Source organism: Rikenella sp. (assembly GCF_056799795.1).
Genome location: NZ_JBQIQO010000025.1, coordinates 1 through 19,828, shown reverse-complemented (window position 1 = coordinate 19,828; position 19,828 = coordinate 1). Strand labels below are relative to the sequence as shown.

At 58.8% G+C, this 19,828-nt stretch carries 16 protein-coding genes; 7 read left to right on the top strand and 9 right to left on the bottom strand.

The features are described from left to right. Positions 1-16 precede the first annotated feature (16 nt). Together ACTO3O_RS07040 and ACTO3O_RS07035 are read left to right on the top strand one after the other, a co-directional pair. Positions 17-1,954 (top strand): proton-conducting transporter transmembrane domain-containing protein, encoded by a 1,938-nt coding sequence (locus ACTO3O_RS07040; protein ID WP_297831424.1) that lies wholly within the window; start codon positions 17-19, stop codon positions 1,952-1,954. Positions 1,955-1,967: 13 nt separating this feature from the next. Further along, the gene (locus ACTO3O_RS07035; RefSeq protein WP_297831421.1) at positions 1,968-2,885 is read left to right on the top strand and encodes a respiratory chain complex I subunit 1 family protein; all 918 of its coding nucleotides are present in this window, start codon (positions 1,968-1,970) and stop codon (positions 2,883-2,885) included. A 764-nt stretch (positions 2,886-3,649) separates the two neighbouring features. Here ACTO3O_RS07035 and ACTO3O_RS07030 read toward each other — a convergent pair. Next, positions 3,650-3,868: a hypothetical protein gene (locus tag ACTO3O_RS07030; protein WP_297831746.1), complete on the bottom strand. Its 219-nt coding sequence runs from the start codon at positions 3,866-3,868 to the stop codon at positions 3,650-3,652. Positions 3,869-3,874: 6 nt separating this feature from the next. Between ACTO3O_RS07030 and ACTO3O_RS07025 the strand changes: the two genes are divergently transcribed. From ACTO3O_RS07025 to ACTO3O_RS07010, 4 genes are all read left to right on the top strand, one after another. Further along, positions 3,875-4,507 (top strand): hypothetical protein, encoded by a 633-nt coding sequence (locus ACTO3O_RS07025; protein ID WP_297831749.1) that lies wholly within the window; start codon positions 3,875-3,877, stop codon positions 4,505-4,507. Between the two features lie 14 nt (positions 4,508-4,521). Next, on the top strand, positions 4,522-5,940 hold the full coding sequence (locus ACTO3O_RS07020; protein ID WP_297831753.1) for a proton-conducting transporter transmembrane domain-containing protein: 1,419 nt from the start codon (positions 4,522-4,524) through the stop codon (positions 5,938-5,940). A 13-nt stretch (positions 5,941-5,953) separates the two neighbouring features. Next, positions 5,954-7,555 (top strand): hydrogenase large subunit, encoded by a 1,602-nt coding sequence (locus ACTO3O_RS07015; protein WP_297831757.1) that lies wholly within the window; start codon positions 5,954-5,956, stop codon positions 7,553-7,555. 78 nt (positions 7,556-7,633) lie between these two features. Further along, positions 7,634-8,635 carry an NADH-quinone oxidoreductase subunit B family protein gene (locus ACTO3O_RS07010; RefSeq protein WP_297831761.1) on the top strand — a complete coding sequence of 334 codons (1,002 nt, stop codon included), beginning with the start codon at positions 7,634-7,636 and terminating at the stop codon, positions 8,633-8,635. On the opposite strand, the gene ACTO3O_RS07005 is transcribed toward ACTO3O_RS07010, so the two are convergent. From ACTO3O_RS07005 to ACTO3O_RS06970, 8 genes are all read right to left on the bottom strand, one after another. Then, positions 8,625-9,698, bottom strand: coding sequence for an endonuclease/exonuclease/phosphatase family protein (locus ACTO3O_RS07005; RefSeq protein ID WP_297831764.1), 1,074 nt, complete (start codon positions 9,696-9,698; stop codon positions 8,625-8,627). The two genes, ACTO3O_RS07010 and ACTO3O_RS07005, sit on opposite strands and share 11 nt — an antisense overlap. A gap of 21 nt (positions 9,699-9,719) precedes the next feature. Then, on the bottom strand, positions 9,720-11,360 hold the full coding sequence (locus ACTO3O_RS07000; RefSeq protein WP_297831767.1) for a LysM peptidoglycan-binding domain-containing protein: 1,641 nt from the start codon (positions 11,358-11,360) through the stop codon (positions 9,720-9,722). A gap of 75 nt (positions 11,361-11,435) precedes the next feature. Beyond that, positions 11,436-12,230 (bottom strand): 3'-5' exonuclease, encoded by a 795-nt coding sequence (locus tag ACTO3O_RS06995; RefSeq protein ID WP_294592692.1) that lies wholly within the window; start codon positions 12,228-12,230, stop codon positions 11,436-11,438. Between the two features lie 24 nt (positions 12,231-12,254). Then, on the bottom strand, positions 12,255-13,388 hold the full coding sequence (gene dnaN / locus ACTO3O_RS06990) for a DNA polymerase III subunit beta (protein ID WP_294592690.1): 1,134 nt from the start codon (positions 13,386-13,388) through the stop codon (positions 12,255-12,257). A 637-nt stretch (positions 13,389-14,025) separates the two neighbouring features. Next, complete coding sequence (locus tag ACTO3O_RS06985) at positions 14,026-14,229, bottom strand: hypothetical protein (protein ID WP_297832848.1); 204 nt, start codon at positions 14,227-14,229, stop codon at positions 14,026-14,028. 12 nt (positions 14,230-14,241) lie between these two features. Further along, on the bottom strand, positions 14,242-15,123 hold the full coding sequence (locus tag ACTO3O_RS06980) for a nucleoside phosphorylase (protein ID WP_297628164.1): 882 nt from the start codon (positions 15,121-15,123) through the stop codon (positions 14,242-14,244). 11 nt (positions 15,124-15,134) lie between these two features. Beyond that, complete coding sequence (locus tag ACTO3O_RS06975) at positions 15,135-15,923, bottom strand: GIN domain-containing protein (RefSeq protein ID WP_297832845.1); 789 nt, start codon at positions 15,921-15,923, stop codon at positions 15,135-15,137. 23 nt (positions 15,924-15,946) lie between these two features. Beyond that, on the bottom strand, positions 15,947-16,867 hold the full coding sequence (locus ACTO3O_RS06970; RefSeq protein WP_297832843.1) for a GIN domain-containing protein: 921 nt from the start codon (positions 16,865-16,867) through the stop codon (positions 15,947-15,949). Between the two features lie 675 nt (positions 16,868-17,542). Between ACTO3O_RS06970 and lepA the strand changes: the two genes are divergently transcribed. Next, entirely contained in the window at positions 17,543-19,330 is a 1,788-nt protein-coding gene (gene lepA, locus ACTO3O_RS06965) for a translation elongation factor 4 (RefSeq protein ID WP_294592680.1), read from the top strand. The last annotated feature ends 498 nt before the right edge of the window (positions 19,331-19,828 follow it).

Sequence of the window (19,828 nt, the reverse complement as noted above, 5' to 3'; positions counted from 1 at the left end):
AACAATCATACTGATTATGGATTGGACCAATATATTTACGATGCTGGTACTGGGCAGTTTGCTGCCTTTTGCCGTTCCCGGCGTGCGGTTCCAGGGGATCGTGGCGGCGGTGGTGATTGCCGTCGGCGCTGTGTTCGCGGCGGTGGCGGGAGTGACGGCCATTGTGTTGCCTGCCGGGGTGACGGTGCCTGCCGGCGATTTCGTGCTTCCCGAGATGGATGCCATCGGAGGGGTTTTTGCCTTGGCCGTGGCCATTAGCGGCGTGGCGTGCTCGGTGTACGCCGTGGGATACCTGCCGGGGCATGCGACGGGGAAAAATCAGGTGCAGACGGGGTTGCATTTCGCAGCTTTAGTGGCGCTCTTCTACTCGATGCTCGGGGTGATCGGGGCGACGGATACCTACGGCTTCTTGTTCTGGTGGGAGTTGATGACCCTCAGCTCGTTCGTGCTCGTGATGTTCGATGGGGAACGGAAAGAGGTTTTGCATGCGGCGGTGGGGTATCTCGTTCTGATGCACATCGGCTTTTTCCTCTTGTTGGGCGGCTTCGTGGCGCCGCAGGGCGGAGAGGCGTTTTTTGCAGGACGGGGGATGACCGTACCGGCTTTTCTGCTCTTTCTGGTCGGCTTCGGACTCAAGGCGGGGATTTTCCCGCTGCACATGTGGTTGCCGGTGGCTCATCCGGCGGCTCCGTCGCACGTCTCGGCTATGATGTCCGGGGTGATGATCAAGATGGGGATCTACGGAATCGTGCGGTCGGCTTTGGCTTTGACGCCGGACGGAATCTTTGCCATGGGGCTGTTGGTTTTCGTGCTGGGGGCGGTGACGGCGGTCTTCGGGATCGCCCGGGCGGCGGTGCAGACCGATATCAAACGGCTGTTGGCCTATTCGTCGATCGAAAATATCGGGATAATCTGTCTCGGGATCGGGCTGGGGCTGTTGGGACGGTCGGTCGATAGCGACTTTCTGGCCTATGCGGGGTTCGGCGGAGCGTTGTTGCATGTGCTGGGGCACTCCAACTACAAGACGATGCTCTTCCTGGGGGCGGGATCGGTGGTAGCGGCGACACATAATCGGGATATGAACCGTTTGGGGGGATTGCTTCGGCGGATGCCGGTGACGGGCATTCTCTTTCTGGTGGCGACGATGGCTATCTGTACGGTGCCGGGGCTGGTGGGATTCGCGTCGGAATTCGTGCTTTTCGACGGCCTGTTCGGGGCGATTACCCGGGGCGAGATGGTCGCAGTTGCGGTGGCGGGGATTGTGGCTTTGGCGTTGGTGGGGGGCTTGACCCTGATGACCTTTACGAAGGCTTACGGGATTACCTTTCTCGGAAATCCGAGGGGATGTGCGGCGCGGGAGGCGCATGAGGTGGGGGCGGTGATGCTCTTGGCGCAGGTGCTGCCTTTGGCGGGGATTTTGGCCGGGCCGGTGCTCTATCCTTATATTGTGCTCGAAAATGCCGATGTGCTGTTCGGGGCGCGGTACTATGCCCAGCCGATGATCGACCGGATGTGGATCGTCGAGGGGGTGATGGCGGGGGTGGTGTTGCTGACCGTCGGGTTGGTTTTCCTGAAACAGTGGCTGAATCGGAGGGCGGGGGTCGCGAGCGTGCGGCGGCCGACGTGGGGGTGTGCTTTCACGGCGCCGGACAAGCGGATGCAGTACACCGCATCGTCGTATAACCGCGAGTTGCAGACCATGTGGGGCGACCGGCAGCGGGAGTCGACCTCGTCGGCTTTGCCGGAAGAGGAGATCTTTCCGGCGGAGCGTGCTTTCTCGACCGAGGATCGCGATACGACGGCCCGGGCGGTGACCCATTGGTTCGCGCATCTGTTGCGGCGGTGGACGGCGCGGCTGGCCCTCTTCCAGACGGGAAAGACGAACCACTATGTGCTCCATGCGCTGGTTTTGTTCGTGTTGATTCTGATATTGTCGCTCTGCGGGGCGTTGTAACGATTCGACGGTTATGTTTATCATTCCTTTATTTTTGATTCTGGTATCGGCGGTGTGCATCAAGGGGGTTGTCAATAAGACCCGCGCACGGCTGGCGGGGCGCAAGGGGGTTCGCTTCTTTCAGCCGTTGCTGACGGTGGGTGTTTTGTTGCAGAAGGGCGAAATTTACAGCACGTCGGCGACCTGGCTTACGCGCACGGCTCCGGCGCTCTATCTGGCGACCACGCTGGGGGTGGTGTTGCTCTTGCCGTTGGGGATTTTTCCGGCGGCGGTGAGCTTTTACGGGGATTTTATTCTGTTCGCCTATTTGCTGGGGTTCGGGAAACTGGCTTTGGTGCTGGCGGCGTTGGAGAGCGGAAGCAGTTTTCAGGGGATGGGATCGGCGCGCGAGGTGTTGTTTTCGATGTTGGTCGAGCCGTGTTTCTTCCTGCTGGTCGGGACGTTGGCGATGGTGACGAGCTACGGGTCGTTCAGTTCGATTTTCGCTACGTTTGATAATGTGTCGATGGATTGGCTGATGCTTTCGTTGGTGATGGGGTATGCTTTTTTGAATGTGGCGTTGGTGGAGAACGGCCGGTTGCCGGTGGACGATCCGCGGACGCATCTGGAGTTGACGATGGTGCATGAGGCGATGGTGTTGGATTTGTCGGGGGTGGATCTGGCGTTTATTCAGGTGGCGGGGTGGCTGAAACTCTCGATCTGGGGGGCGTTGCTGGTGAATGTGGTGGTTCCGGGCCAGGTGGAGGGATGGATGCTGGCGGGTTGGTTTTTGGTGGCGATGGCCGGTTACGGGGTTTTGGTCGGTGCGGTGGAGTCTTTGATGGCTCGCAATCGGATGACAAAGAATGCCACTTATCTGGCAACCGTATCGGCGATCGGTTTGTTGGGTTTCGGTGTGGCTTACGTACTGATGACTAGCGGGCTGAGTTAGGGAAGGGTAGGGGGTCCTATTGTCTGCTGCGGATGCGCGGACGAAGAATGGGATGAAGTTGTTGCATTGGTTAGGGCTGCCGGCAGCTTTAGGATGCGTAGCATCCTTGAAAGTTTTTCTGGTTCTCTTTGTTCACAAAGAGAACAGTTTGAGGCGGGACAGTGCCTAGACCGCGCGCCCCGCCTAAAGAAGCGATTCATCTATTTCGGCGATAGCCGAATATAGATGAATCGCGCAGGCGCGCGGACAACGAACTTCGCGCAAACATCCGTCGCCCGCCTAAGAGGGCATATTCTACCGGTTGGCACTCGGCCAATCCGGCAAGAATTGCCGCGGGCGACGGCAGCGGCGGAGCGAAAGCGGAGCCGCAGTGAGGCTGACATGGGGCGGAGAACTGGGGCGAGCTTGGGGCTGTGCTCTTGCGACCCTTTGGGTCGCGCGGGCCGAAGCCTCCGACCGCGGAGGGACGCACAGCGTCTTTTGCTGTCAGCCTTTACCCCAAACCCCGCAGGCTTCGACCCGCTTGAACTGAGAGCGAATAGCGCGATTCGCAGAATCGCCGTCCTCGGCGACAGGCCGAACCTGAAAGAATAGGGCATTGCAAAACGGGTTGGAGCCAGCGTGGCCGGAAACGAGCTCTGCGAAGTTGCAGGCCTACGCCTGGGATGGCTCCGGCCCGCGCGGCTCTACGAGCCGCAGGAGCACAAATAGGGTAGGGGCAGGTATTGGGTAGACACAGCCAGTAAGAGACGCTGTGCGTCCGTTTATTCCGAGAGGCAACGCAACTGAAGACAGTAGCCACGATCGGTTGTCGTATGCGGGCCGGTATTCGTCATATCAAAACGCATACGCATCCCGTAGATGCCGCTGACCCCAGCCGCCCAACTGTAACCATGGCTGCCGACGCTCCACAACGTTCCCTCGCCGCGGTCGCGGTAGCCCGGGGCGGGGCGACCAAAAATAGACGAACAATTAAATAACAACCCCTTATGTTGTTGCTATTCATTATTATATATGCCGTTTCGTTACTCTACGCCGCCGTCACCGAAAGGTTTCGGCACTATGCGTGGATCGTCGGCATGCAAGGGTGGTTGCTGATGGGGATCGCCCTGATGCAGCTCGGGCCCGGCGAAGGACTCGGAACCAAAATCTTCGTGATTGCCGAGACCGTCGCTTGCAAAGGGATACTCGTGCCGTATCTGCTCTTTCGGATCATCCGGCGCACCCGGATCAATCGCGTGAGCAGGAGAGCCATGTCCGCTTTCGGATCGTTGCTCCTCTCCGCCCTGGTGCTCGTCGTGAGCCTCTCGATCACCCGGTGGGTCGATGACTCGCAGCTCAACACCCTCTTTTTCGGCGTATCGCTCTTCGGACTCTTGATCGGGCTCGTGCTCGTCACCTCGCGGCAACGGATATTTTCACACCTAGTGGGGTTTCTGGTGATCGAAAACGCCGTATTCCTCTTCTCGCTCGCTGTGGGAACCGAATTGCCCATGCTGGTCAATGTCGGTATTCTGCTCGATATCCTGATGGGCGTCCTGATGCTCGGACTCTTCCTCTCCAAGATCGGCGAACGGCTGCCCAACCTCGACAACGAAAAACTCTCTTCCATCAAAGACTGATTCCTTAACGCTATATGCTGATTCATCTTTTTATTCTATCGTCGGTACTCGCCCTGCTCGTGGGGGTGGCGCGTCAGCGGGCCTACGTGCAGTTCTTCGCCGGTCTCTTTTTCGCCGTGCAGGCTGCGTTCGCCGTTTGGGCCGTGCTGAACCGCGGGACGACGACAGCCCTCTACTTCACCTTCGATACGCTGGGGGTGACCTACTATGCCTTGATGGCGCTCGTCGGATGGCTTTGTTGCTGGCAGAGCAGCCGCTATCTCGATCAGGAGAACCTGCGGGAGTACAAGATCTACCTGATTTCGTTGATTGCGCTGAACGTGGCACTGACCGGCGTCTATTTCGCCAATAACATCACCGTGACCTGGATTTTCCTCGAAGCCACCACCCTCGCGGCGGCGGGGCTGACCTATCACCGGCGCACTTTGCGCAGCCTGGAGGCTACCTGGAAATACATCTTTATCAGCTCCGTGGGGATTGCGATCGCTTACCTCGGCGTGTTGTTGCTGAGCACCGTGGCCGCGGCGGCTGAGGGAGAGGCCGACTTGTCGTATGCCGGGCTGACGCAGGCCATTGCTTCGGGGGCCGGGAATGCGCTCTATATCCGGCTGGCCTTTCTGTTTATCGTGGTGGGCTATAGCTCGAAACTCGAAATATTTCCGTTTTGTACCGTCGGTGTGGATGCCAACCACAGCGCGCCGACGCCGACTTCGGCATTTCTCTCGTCAGCATTGGTCGGCGGCGGATTCGTCGCGGTTTTTCGGGTCTGGAAGGCCATGCAGGGGGCACCGGAGGTGGCGGCTTGGTGCGGACATGTGCTATTGCTGTTGGGCGGCTTGTCGCTCCTGATGGCGGCGGTTTATTTGGGACGGACACGTAATTTGAAACGTTTGGCGGCCTATTCCACGGTCGAAAACAGCGGCCTGATGATGCTGGGATTGGGAATCGGGGGGATCGGTGTGTGGGCCGCGGTTCTTCATTCGCTGGCCCATACGTTGATCAAGGGCTCGTTTCTGATGCAGCTCAGCGTCGTGGGGAAGATGTTCGGCAACTACCGGGTGGCGCGGAATGGCGGCTATTTCCGGGTCGATCCGTTGGGGGGGCTGGTGCTGGTGTGCTGTCTGATCGCCTTGATCGCCGTGCCGCCGTCGGTGCTCTTCCGGACAGAGTACCTCATTCTGACCGGCTTGTTGGGAGAGGGATGGTGGTGGATTTTCATTCCGGTGGCGCTGCTCTTGGTGACGGTCATCTATTGGCTCTGTTCCAAACTGTTGCCGCTGTTGTTCCGGCCTGTCGATTTGTCGCGGGTGCGGATCGAGGGCCGGAATCCGTGGCTTTCGGCGGTGCTGTTGCTGATGGTGTTGGCCACCTTTGTGGCGGGAGTTTGGCAGGTGCCGGAGCTGGTCGGCCTGATCGATTCGATTGCATATTAATACGAGGATGGGAATGAATACATTGGACAGATGGGCGGTGTGTCGTCCGGCGACCTCGGGCGGCGTAGGGATTTTCCCCGAGGGGAAGATTCCGGAGTTGCCTTATGCGGCTTTTGCCGAAGATATGCGGCGGTTGTTGCTGGACGAGACCGGTTCGGCGGCAGAGGGGAGTCGGTGTGTGGCCTATTTCGCCGTGCCGCAGGGCGAAGCGGATCCAGGCGAGGGGATATCCGGGTTGACTTTTTATGCCCTGGTGGCGCGGGACGAGACGGGAGATATGCTGGCGGCGAAATACGTTCGAAATTACCACGACGAAGGCGAATTGGCGTCGTTGGCGGCGGAGATTCCGGCCTTGCACGTGTATGAACGGGATATCGTGGAGCGGTATGGCGTTCGTTTTGTCGGGACGCCGTGGGACAAACCGCTCCGCTATCCGTTCGACCGTTTCCGGCAGCGGGATCGGATCGATGCCTATCCTTTCTATTCGATCGACGGGCACGAGCTGCACGAGGTGCATGTCGGGCCGGTGCATGCGGGGATTATCGAGCCGGGCGCCTTCCGTTTTTTGTGCGACGGCGAGCGGATCGTCCACCTCGAAATCGCCTTGGGATACCAGCATCGGGGTGTCGAGGCGGGGATTACGGGGACTTCGCATCGGCTGCGGCAGATGTTGCTGGGCGAGACGATTGCCGGAGATACCGTGATCGGGCATGGGACTGCCATGGCGGGTATTCTGGAGTCGGGAGCCGGAGGAGAGTGGGAGGGAAACGGGTTGATCCGTTGCGAACGGGCCGTGGCGTTGGAGATGGAGCGGTTGGCGATCCACATCGGTGATACGGCCGCGTTGTGTATGGACTTGGGCTACCAGACGGGGCATGTGGCTTGCGAGGCGCTCCGGACGCTGGTCATCAATGCCATGCAGCAGTGGTGCGGGAATCGTTTCGGAAAGGGATTGGTGCGTCCGTTCGGGGCGAACCATCGTCTGACGCTGGAGCGGGCGAAGTACATCGAGGCGACTTTGGCCGAAGTGATGGAACGCTATCGGATGGTGGGGCGCGATCTGCTCTCTACGCCGTCGGTACTGTCGCGGTTGGAGGGGATTTGTACCGTGACGAGGCGGCAGGCGTTGCAGGTGGGAGCCGTGGGGCCGGCGGCCCGGATGGCGGGCGTGGTGCGGGATGCGCGGCGGGCTTTTGCTTTTTATCCGTTGGAGGGGTTCGAACCAGTGGTGATCGATGCGGAGGCCGACGGGATGAACGGCGACCTGATGGCTCGCCTGAAGATGCGGTTGCGGGAGGCGGAGGTTTCGTACACCATGATCGGAGCCGGGTGCAAGGAGTTGGCGGGGCGGTGGTTCGAGGCTTATCCCGCGCCGGACTATGGGCAGCCGCTGGCTCCGGAGGCGTTGGTCGTCTCCGTGGCGGAGGGGTGGCGGGGCGAAATATGCCATGTCGCTCTGACCGATCGCAAGGGAGAGCTGCGGGGCTATCGGATTTTCGATCCCTCGCTGCATAACTGGATGATGCTGGCCCTTTCGGTCCGGGGCGCTCAGATTTCGGACTTTCCGGTAAGTAATAAGAGCTTTAACCTTTCTTATTGCGGACACGATTTGTAGGGGCTTTCAGTGCGGTGTCCATATGCGGGCGGCGCGAGAGGCGCGCCCGGTTTCTAACCAAATAGAGCGGAACGAGATATGTTATTGACCAACTTTCGGGTGTTGTTACAGCATGGCACCCAATATATCAAGCACTTGGATCGAGTGACCCTGTGCGACGAGTTTCGGGGGCGACCCGTGCTGACCGGTGCCCGGCTGACGGCGGCTAAGCGGGCGCAGTTGTGCGCCTTGTGTCCGACGGGGGCGATTTCGTTCGATCCGAAAATGCGGCTCGATTTGGGGAAGTGTCTTTTTTGCGGCGAGTGCGCCGTGCAGTTTCCGGAACAGGTACGCTTCACCAACGACTACCGGTTGGCCGCTTCGACCCGCGAGGGCTTGGTTGTGACCGAGGGGGAAGAGCCCGAGTGGTTTTTTGATCAGGAGGCGGTGCGACCGGAAATCAAACGGTTGTTCGGCCGGTCGTTGCAGTTGCGCGAAGTCTCTGCCGGAGGCGATAACAGTTGCGAAATGGAGCTCGGGGCGGCCGGAAACGTCAATTTCGACATGGGACGCTACGGGATCGGTTTCACCGCTTCGCCGCGCCATGCCGACGGGATGGTGGTGACGGGGCCGGTGACTGCGAACATGGCGCGGGAGATCGAAATTACCTGGCAGGCGATTCCGGAGCCGAAACTTCTGATTGCGGTGGGAGCCGATGCGATTTCGGGCGGCCTGTTCGCCGGATCGCCGGCCGTGAACCGCGATTTTTTCGACCGGCATACGCCGGATCTCTATGTGCCGGGCAATCCGGCCCATCCCATGACCTTTATCACCGGGGTGCGGGCTCTGCTGGAGCCGCTTCCGGGGGTGGAAGAGGGTGGGGGTGAGGAGACGGCTGCGGAACCGAAAAAGGCGAGATGGGCGGCGGTGGCTCGATGGTGGCGGAAGACGCCGCCGGCGACGGATGAGGAGGTGATAGAAGAGGAGGGCGAGGAGATGGTTGCGGAGGAGGAGATCGAAGCGGCTCCGGCAGCGAGCGAAATCCCTGAACCGGAAGAGACCGTACTCCCAAAAAACAAAAAGCGGAAGACTATCGAATGACGAAAGTAGCGACCACCGGATTGTGGTCGCTATTTTTGAATTCGAGGTCGATCGTTTCGCACCCCACCGCTTCGACTCCCGGCCCGCACAAGGCGAAATCCACCACCGTTGTCGTCGTGCTTCCCGCTCGATAAGGCTCGTAGTCGTAGCGCACAGACGGGGTGCGGGAATCGTAAACGAACCTTAGGTCGGACGGAAAATCGGTCTGTCCGATCGGAAACGGGCGGAAATGAGCGTCTTGCAAAGCCGCCCGACTCGGTCGGTAGCCCGGTGGACAGCTGTTCCAATCCCCCGCCGTTATGCTGTAGGGCTTATCCGACAGGTAGTTCCGCAGAAAAGCCAGCTCGCGGCTCCGCATATCTCCCGTGTCGTAAGCCGTGTTGTGGGTGTTGTTGACGAAGAGCGTGTCGAGCCGTCCGGTCGCCGTATCCCGCACCGGAATCGCAGCGCTCAACAGGCAGCGCTTGAGGTTGAAAAGCCGCATCGGAAAGGAAAAACCGCTCGGATAGCTGTATCGTACCACTCGCTGCGGTCGCCACCGGCTGAAAGTCGCCACGCCGCCTTTGACTCTGCCCATCGGATCGGTCAGCGGAATCGGCACGAAATCGGCGACGTAGTTCAATCCCATCCAGCTCTCATATCCCGGCAGCGCTCGCCGCAGCGAGTCGTATTCATCGATGCCGTAGCTCCGTCGCGAGTCGAGGTCTACCTCCTGCAAGAGGATGAAATCCACTCTCGCCGAGTCTGCCGTCCGTTGCAGGAATCGGAGAATCCGTTGCAGATTTTCGACGGTTCTGGCCTGCGACGTGCGCATCCGCTTTCCTCCGTCGTAAAAGAAATCCATGTCGTCGCCCAGTCCGGCATAGCCGATATTCCACGATACGATCCGCACCGTGTCGCCGCGCCGTAAAACGGGCTCGTCGTCCGCTATCGCAGCCGTGTCGAGCACCTCGACCGGAGCCGGTCGCCACTCTCGTATCCAGAAGAGGCCGAGCAAAAGAAGAAGCCCCGCGACCAGTGTCGAGAGGCTCCATAAAAGGATGTGTAACAGATGTTTCATCATAGAAACCGTGAGAGTGAACGGCTACCGTTCCACCTGAATGGTGTAGTTCGGACGGAAGTGCACCACCGGCCATGCCACGTTTCGGAATTTACCCGATCGTTCACTCTCTCCATCCGGTACCTGCTGCCGGAAGGTGTAGCCCACCTGTAACAAATTCGGCCGATACGTCTCTTGTTGCAATCGAATCGGCATCTCTGCCCCGAAGCGTTTCAATGCGCCGCCGAAGTACTTGATGACGTCATAGCCCCGGAACGAATACGGACTGGGCAACTCGCCGAACTCTTTCAGGTATTCGGTGTAGAACGCTGCGACCGCCGGATCGCTCCGGTCGGCATGATACGAAGCGGGGTAGTGCACGTTGAGTTTGTAGAACAGGTCGAGGTTGATGTTCTGCACCCACTCCCAGCGCGGGGTGCCGATGACGGTAATCCGATAGTGGCTGTTGCTGACCAGCGAACTGAGGTGAGAGAGCACCCCTTCCAGCGCATCCGCCCGATTGACCGGCACGTAAACGATGTTGTGCCGTCCCCGTTCCAACGCTGCGGTCAGCAAAGCGTCCATATCCTGACTCCTCGCCCGTTCGCCGCTGAACGACAAGGTGGAGATCACCTCTCCGAGCCGCGATTCGATCAGCGAGAATGTAGCGGTATCCGGATGTTCGACGTGGTCGATCACCAGCAGATTGTCCCCCTCGCTCGCCGTCCCGGGCCGTCCGCCGAACTGTTCGAAAATGCGGTCGAAGGCATGGGTCTCGTCCGGCGAAACTTCGTAGACGTACGGATTGTCGTCTGCCCCCACCGCTCCCAACGGGCTGACGATGGCAATGCCGCGTTGGGCCGCATAGCTGGCCACGGTGTCGAATGCGATCGGATAGACCGGTCCGATGATCAGATCGGCGCGGTCCAAAGCTCCCGACCGGATTTGACGTTCGACGATCTCTTCCGCCGCCCCGGTGTTCAGGAACCGGAGATTGACTGAGATGCCGTCTTGTTTCAGCGCATTCAGCCCCATCAGAATCCCCCGGTAGTAGTCCGCGAACCGGTGGTTCGAACTCAAACCCTCCTGCAACGGCAACAGCACGACCGTTTCGATCGGTGCCTTTGCATCCCGGGCGTGCAGCAGACCGGTTCCGAATCCCGATACCGCGGTTTCGCCTGCGTTCTCCTCCTGCGACAGACCTCCCCGTTCAGGATTCCGCTTCCCTCTGCCATGGGTCGAAATGGTGTCGGAGCGTGTCGAGACGACTTGTTCCGTCGTCCGCGCAGGCACCGGTCGCGGAATCGTTCTCGGCGGCACGGTAGGCCTCGGATTTTCGATCTGCGGCTCCGGCAGTTGTTGCTGTTGCGGGTCGGTCGTAGCGGTGCCTTTCTTCCGTTGGATGCGTTGTTTGGCCTGCGGGATCAGTAAGGTCTGCTTGGCGCGCAAAGTGGTCTTCGTCAAACTGTTGGCGCGCATAATATCCTCTTCGCTCACCCCGTAGGCTTCGGAAATGGCGAATAAGGTTTCGCCTTTTTTCACCTTGTGCAGGAGGTAGTTTTCGCCCCGCATCGTAATCCCCCGGGTGGAAACTTTGATAACCGTCTGGGCCCGGACGGCTTCCGACATCGGAGCTCCGCCCAGCATCAGGCAGATACAAAGGGTGAAAACGCGTTTGCTAATCATATCCGGTGTATGTGTCTCTTAAACAGATGATTCGTTCTACAACCCTCCCGCTCGTGCAAGAGGAGAGAGAAGGGGCTAATGCGAGGTGTTCCGTTTCTTCCCTGCGGTGTCTTTCCCGAGCCGCAGTTGGGTGATGACCTGTTTGGTGTTCATCGGGAAGTCGCCGTTCATCATCCAGCTGTAATAGGTCGGTTCCGCAGCGAACACTTCCGCCACCGGCCGCCCTTTGTGCTTGCCGAAGTTGAAAACCGGCACGTCTTTGTCGTTCAGCACGATCCGTCCCGCAAAATCCACGTTTCGAGTCGTTTGCGAAAAATCGGACAAAAATTCCACGTCGTTCTGCAAGGTGTCCGGATAGCGGTCGAGCTGTGCCTTCAGCACGTTGTAGGTGGCCCGTATATCCGCCTCCGCGGAGTGCGCATTCTCGATCTCGGTTCCGCAGTAGAACCGGTGTGCGGCAGCCAGCGTCCGCTGTTCCATCTTGTGGAAGATGTTCTGCACGTCCACGAACCGTTTCCCGTCGAGGTCGATTTCGATGCCGGCCCGCATGAACTCTTCGACTAACATCGGGATGTCGAATTTGTTGGAGTTGTATCCCGCCAGGTCTCCTCCTTTGATGAACGCGGCCAGCGATTTGGCGATCTGCGGAAAGGTCGGACAGTCGCGCACATCTTCATCCGAAATGCCGTGTATGGCTGTGGTCTCCTCCGGAATGTGAACGCCCGGATTGATCCGTCTGGTCTTCACCTCTTCGTCTCCGTTGGGGTGCACTTTGATGAGCGAGATTTCGACGATGTGATCTCGCCCCGGATCGACGCCGGTGGATTCGATGTCGAAAAAGATCAGCGGACGTTTCAGCTTCAGTTCCATAGCGTTGTGGTCGTCCGAGCGAGGTTATGCGTTGATCATCATCGGCATGAGCAGCATGAGCAGCGACTCGCCTTCGGTGTCGTTTTCCGACGGGAAGAAGAGCCCGGGTCGGGTCGCGTCCGCCAGTTCGATCGATACTTCCGGCGAGTGGATGTTCCCCAGCAAATCGAGCAGGAACGACGACCGGAAGCCGATTTCGATGGGCGAGCCGTCGTAGTTGCAGCTGATGTTGTCTTCCGCTGCCGCGGCGTAGTCGATATCTTGTGCCGAAAGGTTGATGTTTCCTGCGGTCAAGTCCAGTTTAATCAACTGGTTGGCCTGGTTCGAGCAGACGGATACGCGTTTGATGGCGTTGAGCAGTTCCATCCGATCGACCAGCACTTTGTTCGGGTTGTTGTTGGGAATCACGGCGTTGTAGTTCGGGTAGTTCCCTTCGATCAACCGGCAGACGATTTTGTGTTTCGGCATCGTGAAGATCGCGTTCTTGGTGTCGAACGTAACGGTAATCATCTCTTCGGCATCCCGCGAGAGGAGGTTTTTGAGCAGATTGGCCGGTTTTTTCGGCAGGATGAACGAGGCTTCCTTATCAGAGGTCACGTTGGCGTTCTTGAACAGAGCCAGCCGGTGCGCATCGGTAGCCACGAACGATATCTCCTTCGGCGACAAGGCGATGTCGACGCCGTTCATCACCGGTCTCAGCTCGTCGTCTGCTGTGGCGAACAGGGTCTGGTTGAGCCCGTCTCCGAGCGCCGGTGCCGGAATATAGAAGATGGTCGCAGCGCTCTCCTCGACTGCCGGCAGTTCCGGATAGCCGAGTCCGGTGATCCCCGGAATGCTGAGTTTCCCGGTTTTCCAGTTGATGGTCACTTCCCAGCTCTCTTTGTCTACGGTGATGGTCAGCGGTTGTTCCGAAAACTCTTTGATGGAGTCGGTGATCCGCCGGGCCGGAATCGCCACCACGCCGTCGCCGTTCTGGTTGTCCACTTCCAAGGTGGAGATCAGGGTGGTTTCCAAGTCCGATGCGGTGATTTTCAGCTGATTGCCGGCCAGTTCGAACAGAAAGTAGTCGAGGATCGGCAAGGTGTTTTTGTTGCTGATGACTTTTCCGATGGATTGGAGGTTGTTCGACAGCAAGGTGCTGGATATGATGAATTTCATAAGAAAAGTGTTTTTCCGTTGGTGAATATCTGACAAAGATAGCGATTTTTGGTTTTTGCTGTATGGGGTAGGGCGGGTTTTCTCTGTCGGGTCGGACAGCCGTCGGGGAGTGTCTTTGGAGCGGTTTGGGTAGAGGTTGCCATTAAATCACCCGAAGGGTGCGCCCGCCCGGCGGACGCGTTCACGCCACGGCGGGCGGCTTTTATTACTTAAAAGTAATCGCGTAAGGCGCGCGAAAACGTGGCGGAGCGCAAGCGGAGCCGCAGTGAGGCTGACACGGGACAGTGCTTTGAGGGAGAGCGAGTAGCGCGATTCGCAGAATCGCCGTCCTCGGCGATAGCGACGCATTAGCGGCGCGTGGGGGGCGCGCCGAGGACGAACTTCCGAGAATAGGGAGATGAATGAGCCGAGCTCCTGCGACCTTTAGGTCGCCGGCCTCGTCGCCCAAGCCCCGTAGCGGCTTCGGGGGGATGGGCGACAGGCCGAACATGACAGCCGGGCGGTGACTGGGGGATAGCTTTTGTGGGCCGGGCGCCCGGGCGGATCGCAACGAACTCCGTGAGTTTGCGGGCCTCCCGAGGGGGAGGCGTCCGGCGCGCGCGGTTCTTCGAACCGCAGGTTTTCGGCCCCCATCCGTTTATTCCGAGAGGCACCGCAACTGAAAACCGTAACCACGACCGTTCGAGCTATTGAGATAGAGCCCTGTTATGTGAAAATATAAGTCCAGACCGCCGATGCCGCTGGCCGAAGACGACCAGACGGAACCCTCGTTGCCGACGCCGCCCGGTGCACCCGAAGCGTGGTTGCGGAAGCCCGGGGCGGCACGTGATGGGCACAACACGGGCAAATGACGTTACAGCGTCAGCTTTTCGAGCGCCGTTTCGATCATTCGCTGCACGAACGGCGCGTAGTCCGGACGACTGTCGCCCGCCGCCCGCTGGACGATCACCGTGCAGAGAGTCAATGCCCGGTGTCCCAACAGCGCCGCCAGCCCCGCGATGGCCGAACTCTCCATCTCGAAGTTCGTTACCCGCAGCCCCTCGTGCTCGAACCGCCGAATCGTCTCTATGTAATCCGCCCGCATCAGCGGCAATCGGACGACCCGTCCCTGCGGCCCGAAAAAGCCCGGCGCCGAGAGTGTCAGCCCCCGGATGGCGACATCGCTGAACCGTTCGACCAGCTCCGGATCGTTCGGGACGAAATAAGGCGTTGCCCAACGCTCCTCCCAGCGAGTCTGGCGCACGAACGCCTCTTCGAGCTCCCGGTCGCAGACCCGCTCCCGGTCGGCGTAGAAGTTGAGCAGGCCGTCCAGACCGCCCGATACCGTGGCCATAATCATCGCTCCGAACGGAATATCCTCCTGCAACGCCCCGCTCGTGCCTAACCGGACGATCCGCAACGAGCGACGCTCGGGGAGCGGTTTCACGCGCCGCGTTTCGAAATCCACGTTAGCCAGCGCGTCCAACTCAGTCATGACGATATCGATGTTGTCGCACCCGATTCCCGTCGAAAGCACCGTGAGCCGCACCCCGTTCAATGTGCCGGTATGGGAGCGGAATTCGCGGCTGGCCGTGCTGCTTTCGATGCGGTCGAAATGGCTGGCGATCAGTGTGCTGCGATCCGGGTCGCCGACTAGGATGACCGTGTCGGCCAGCTGTTCCGGACGCAGGTGGAGGTGGAATACGGAACCGTCGGAGTTGATGATTAACTCCGACGGGGAAATAAAGGTGCTCATAGACGAAAGCGTTATTTGATCTGTCGAACCGACCCTCCGGAAGAGGTGTGTATCTGCACCGCAGAGTGGAGCAAATCGCCGGCTGCCCGGTATCGGATCGAGCCGCCCGACGAGGCGGAGGCCTCCAGACTCCGGCTGACCCGGCATCGGAGCGAAGCTCCCGACGAGGCCGAAACTTTGGCGTCCGCTGCGTCGAGGTTTTCCAGCTCGGCCGACGCGCCGGAGTATACTTTGGCCTTCAGCCGCTCGGTCGTGCCGTCGATCGCAGCCTTCGCACCGGAGTGTACCTCGATTTCGATCTCTTGCGTCGTCATGCGGCTCCGGAGGATATCTGCCCCGGAGTGCACATCGATCTCGACCTCTCTGGCCGCCAGGTCGATCCCCTCGATTCGCGCGCCCGAGTGTATATCGATGTCGCATTCGCCGGGGGCGGTAAAGTTCCCGCTGCCGGTTACCGTCGACCCGCTGTGTACTTTGAGTTTTTCGAGTGTCGAGACGGTCACTTCGGCTTTTCTGGTCAGGTTTTTACGTTGCAGGTCGTGAGGGATGTCGTTGAAACCGAGGTGGAGTATCCCCTCCCGCACTTCGACGCGCAGATAGGGCTGGAGGCGGCTGTCGACAACGATGGTCGCCCCGCTTGTCGCCCCCGGCCGGAGGGAGACCGCAAATCCCTGTCGGGTTTCGATCCCGCGCAGATGGCCGGTTTGGATCACCTTAGGCGCCGTGTCCGTGGTCTGGGCCGAGACCGGCAGGCTGCCGGCCAGTATGGCGCCGAGGGAAAAAAGAAGCTGTTTTAACATGATTTTTATTTAAGTTTATTCGACTAGTTCAGGTGTACTTTGGCCATGGCCGACGTCCGGGTGTGCATTCGGATGGCCTGGTCGGCGAGTACCCGTATGGAACTGGAGCCCGAAGCCGCGGCGTCGATTCCTTTGGTGACCCGGCAGACCATTTGGCTCATGCCGGAAGCTGTGCAATCGGCTTCGGTCGAGCTCAGGTCGCCGAATTCGAGGCGTGCCTTTCCGGAGGTCGTTGCCTCTAACCGGTCGGTTTTTCCGCTGGCGGTAACGGAGGCCATGCCGGAAGCGTCGATATCCATCGAACCGGTTTCCTGTAAGGTCAGGTCGATTTTGCTCTGCCCCGAGGCATCGATTTTCGTGTCGCTGCTCTGGGCGTCGTGTGTCAGCCGGAGGCGGCCCATTCCCGAAGCGTCGATTTTCATTCCGGCGACCTCATTCCGGAGTGTCGCGTCGATATGTCCCATCCCGGAAACGTCGATTTCGGGCGTTCCTTTTCCGGTCACGGCAATGGTAATCGGGGAGATATGCCCCATCCCGGACGCCTCGATTTGCGAAGCGGTTCCGCTGAAGGTGTCGTCCGTGTGCACCGAAGCTTTCCCCGAAACGGAGAGTCGGTCGATCCGGGCGAGGGTGACTTCGGCCGTGGCGGGACACGACCATTTTTCGGTGTTTTGGAGCTCTTTGGGCAGCTCTTCGAAGCCGAGCCGCAGCATGCCGCCGCTGACTTCCGCTTTCAGGTAGGGTTCGAGTCGCTCGTCGAGGGTGATCCGCACGCCGTTCCGGTCGGTGTCGTCGCTTTGGTGCAGGGTCACTTTGAAGCAGTGTCCGGCTTGCAGTCCGGTCAGCCGGACGCCCTGATTCGGGGTTACCGTTTTTTCGCCGGCCAGTGCGGCGGTCATCGAAAAGAGCAGGGTGCCCAGCAGGACAAAAGGTTTGGTTGTCATGGTTCGTTAAAAAAACTAAATAGACGTTGTGTGTGGTCTGTGGCGGTCGGTCTCTCAAATATAGCTATTCGGCGACAGATCGGCAAATTTTTCGGCAGTTCCTTAGGCGGCGATGCAGATGCCCACCAGAATCAGGAATAACAGGTGTTTCATAATCGGTTGCGTTTCTTTGTTGTTTGTCCCGTTCTTATGCCATCGGCGTGCCAAAGTATTTAATGGTTTGATAATCAGTTTAATGATTTTTCTTAGCTTGCTTCTGAGTGTCTAAAAATTAGACAGGTGTCGTCTAATTTTTGGACATCCGGCCCGATCCCGAAAAATTCCCTAATTTTGTATTTTTAATTCTTCGTTTATTTGCGCCTTATCGGGAGGGTACTGTTCTTTTTGTGAACAAAAAGAACCAAAAAAACTTTAGACGGATGCTTCGCATCCTCAAGCTGCCGGCGGCCCAAATCTCGGACTCTTTCTTTGGGCCGGGAGCAAACGGCGCGCATAGGGTTTAACTCTTATTAAGCGCGCCGTTGCCCCGACCCAAAAGCAATCACGGAGAATGAGGACTGCGGAGCCTGAGGAGTAGCGTAGCTAGCATAAAAGTTTTTGGTGCCGCTTTTTCCAAAAAGCGGCAGTTCTCTGCGGGTAGACACGGATAAACGAATGATTAAAGAGATAATTATTATGAAGCATATCCGCAACTTTTGTATCATCGCGCACATCGACCACGGCAAATCGACCCTGGCCGACCGGCTGCTGGAGGTGACCAAAACCGTCAGCGAACGGGAATTGCAGGCCCAGGTGCTCGACGATATGGATCTGGAGAAAGAGAAAGGGATCACCATCAAGAGCCACGCCATTCAGATGGAGTACGTGCAGGGAGGCGAGAAGTATATCCTGAACCTGATCGACACCCCGGGGCACGTCGACTTCTCGTACGAGGTATCGCGGGCCATCGCGTCGTGCGAGGGGGCCTTGCTGGTGGTCGATGCCACGCAGGGGATTCAGGCCCAGACCATTTCGAACCTCTATCTGGCGCTGGGGAACGACCTCGAAATCATTCCGGTGCTCAATAAAATCGACATGGCTTCCGCGATGGTCGAAGAGGTGAAGGATCAGATCGTCGATATGCTCGGCTGTCGGCGCGAGGAGATTTTGGCTGCTTCGGGGAAGACGGGCGAAGGAGTCGAAGAGATTCTCCGGGCCATCGTCGAACGGGTGCCCGCGCCCAAGGGGGATGACAGTGCGCCGTTGCAGGCGCTGATTTTCGACTCCGTATTCAATCCGTTTCGCGGGATTATCGCCTATTACCGGGTGATGAACGGGGTGATCCGGAAGGGCGAGCGGGTGAAATTTTTCAATGCCGGCAGCGAGTACGACGCCGACGAGATCGGGGTGCTGAAGCTCAAGATGTCGCCGCGGGACGAGATTCGGACAGGCGACGTGGGGTATATCATCTCGGGGATCAAAAATTCGGTGGACGTGAAGGTGGGGGACACGATCACGTCGGTGGCGGAGCCGTGTCGCGAGGCGATCGCCGGATTCGAAGATGTGAAACCGATGGTCTTTGCGGGGATTTACCCGGTCGAGACGGATCAGTACGAGGACCTGCGGGCCTCTCTCGAAAAATTGCAGCTCAACGACGCGTCGCTGACCTACGAACCCGAGTCGTCGCTGGCGTTGGGATTCGGGTTCCGGTGCGGCTTTCTTGGGCTGCTCCACATGGAGATCATTCAGGAACGTTTGTTTCGCGAGTTCAACATGGATGTCATTACGACGGTGCCGAACGTCTCGTATAAGGTCTTCACGACCAAGGGTGAGGAGCTGATGGTGCATAATCCGTCGGGGCTGCCGGTGCCGAACATGATCGACCACATCGAGGAGCCGTACATTCTGGCTCAGGTGATTACCAAAACGGAGTATCTGGGGGCGATCATGAAGCTCTGCATCGAGAAGCGGGGGGTGTTGCTGAACCAGAATTTCATTACGACGGACCGGGTGGAGGTCAATTTCGACATGCCGCTGGCGGAGATCGTCTTCGATTTCTATGACAAACTGAAGAGTGTTTCGCGGGGGTATGCTTCGTTCGACTACCACATGACGGATTACAAACCCTCTCGGTTGTCGAAGTTGGATATTTTGCTGAACGGCGAGCAGGTGGATGCGTTGTCGTCGCTGATTTATGTGGATCACGCCTATGATTTCGGGCGGAAGATGTGCGAGAAGCTCAAGGAACTGATTCCGCGTCAGCAGTTCGATATCGCGATTCAGGCGGCGATCGGGGCGAAGATCATTGCGCGCGAGACGGTCAAGGCGGTGCGGAAGGATGTGACGGCGAAGTGTTACGGGGGTGACATTTCGCGGAAGCGGAAGCTGCTCGAAAAGCAGAAGGCGGGGAAGAAACGGATGCGTCAGGTGGGGCGTGTGGAGGTGCCTCAGGAGGCTTTCCTCGCGGTGCTCAAGATGGACTGACGGCGGGATTGTCGGGTGGGCGTTGAGGCTACGTTGGGCGATGCTGGGGGCGGAGGCTGCCAGTGGAAATGTGTAAGCATTTCCCGTCCCGCCGGTGCGCCCATCGGGCGTTTTGTTAGGGTTGTTTCTGCCTTATGAACCGGTCGCTGTCCTCGCAGGGCAGTTTCAGGCGGCTTGAGGATGCGAAGCATCCGTCTAAAGTTTCTTTGGTTCTTTCTGTTCACAGAAAGAACAGTTCCAGCCGGGGCAATGACCAGATCGCGCGCCGCCGCCTAAAGAGGGAAATCGTCAAAATGTGCTGGCACGTTTTGACAAGATTTCCCAAGGCGCGCGAAAAAGCGGCGGAGCGAAAGCGGAGCCGCAGTGGGGCGGACACGGGGCGGAGAACTGGGCTGTGCTTTGGGCTGTGCTCGTTCTTCGGGCGGGAAAACCGTAATCGGTTTTCCCGCCGCGCTGGGCCAAGCAGGTGGCTGAGTTTTGGGCCGTGGGTTGGGCTGT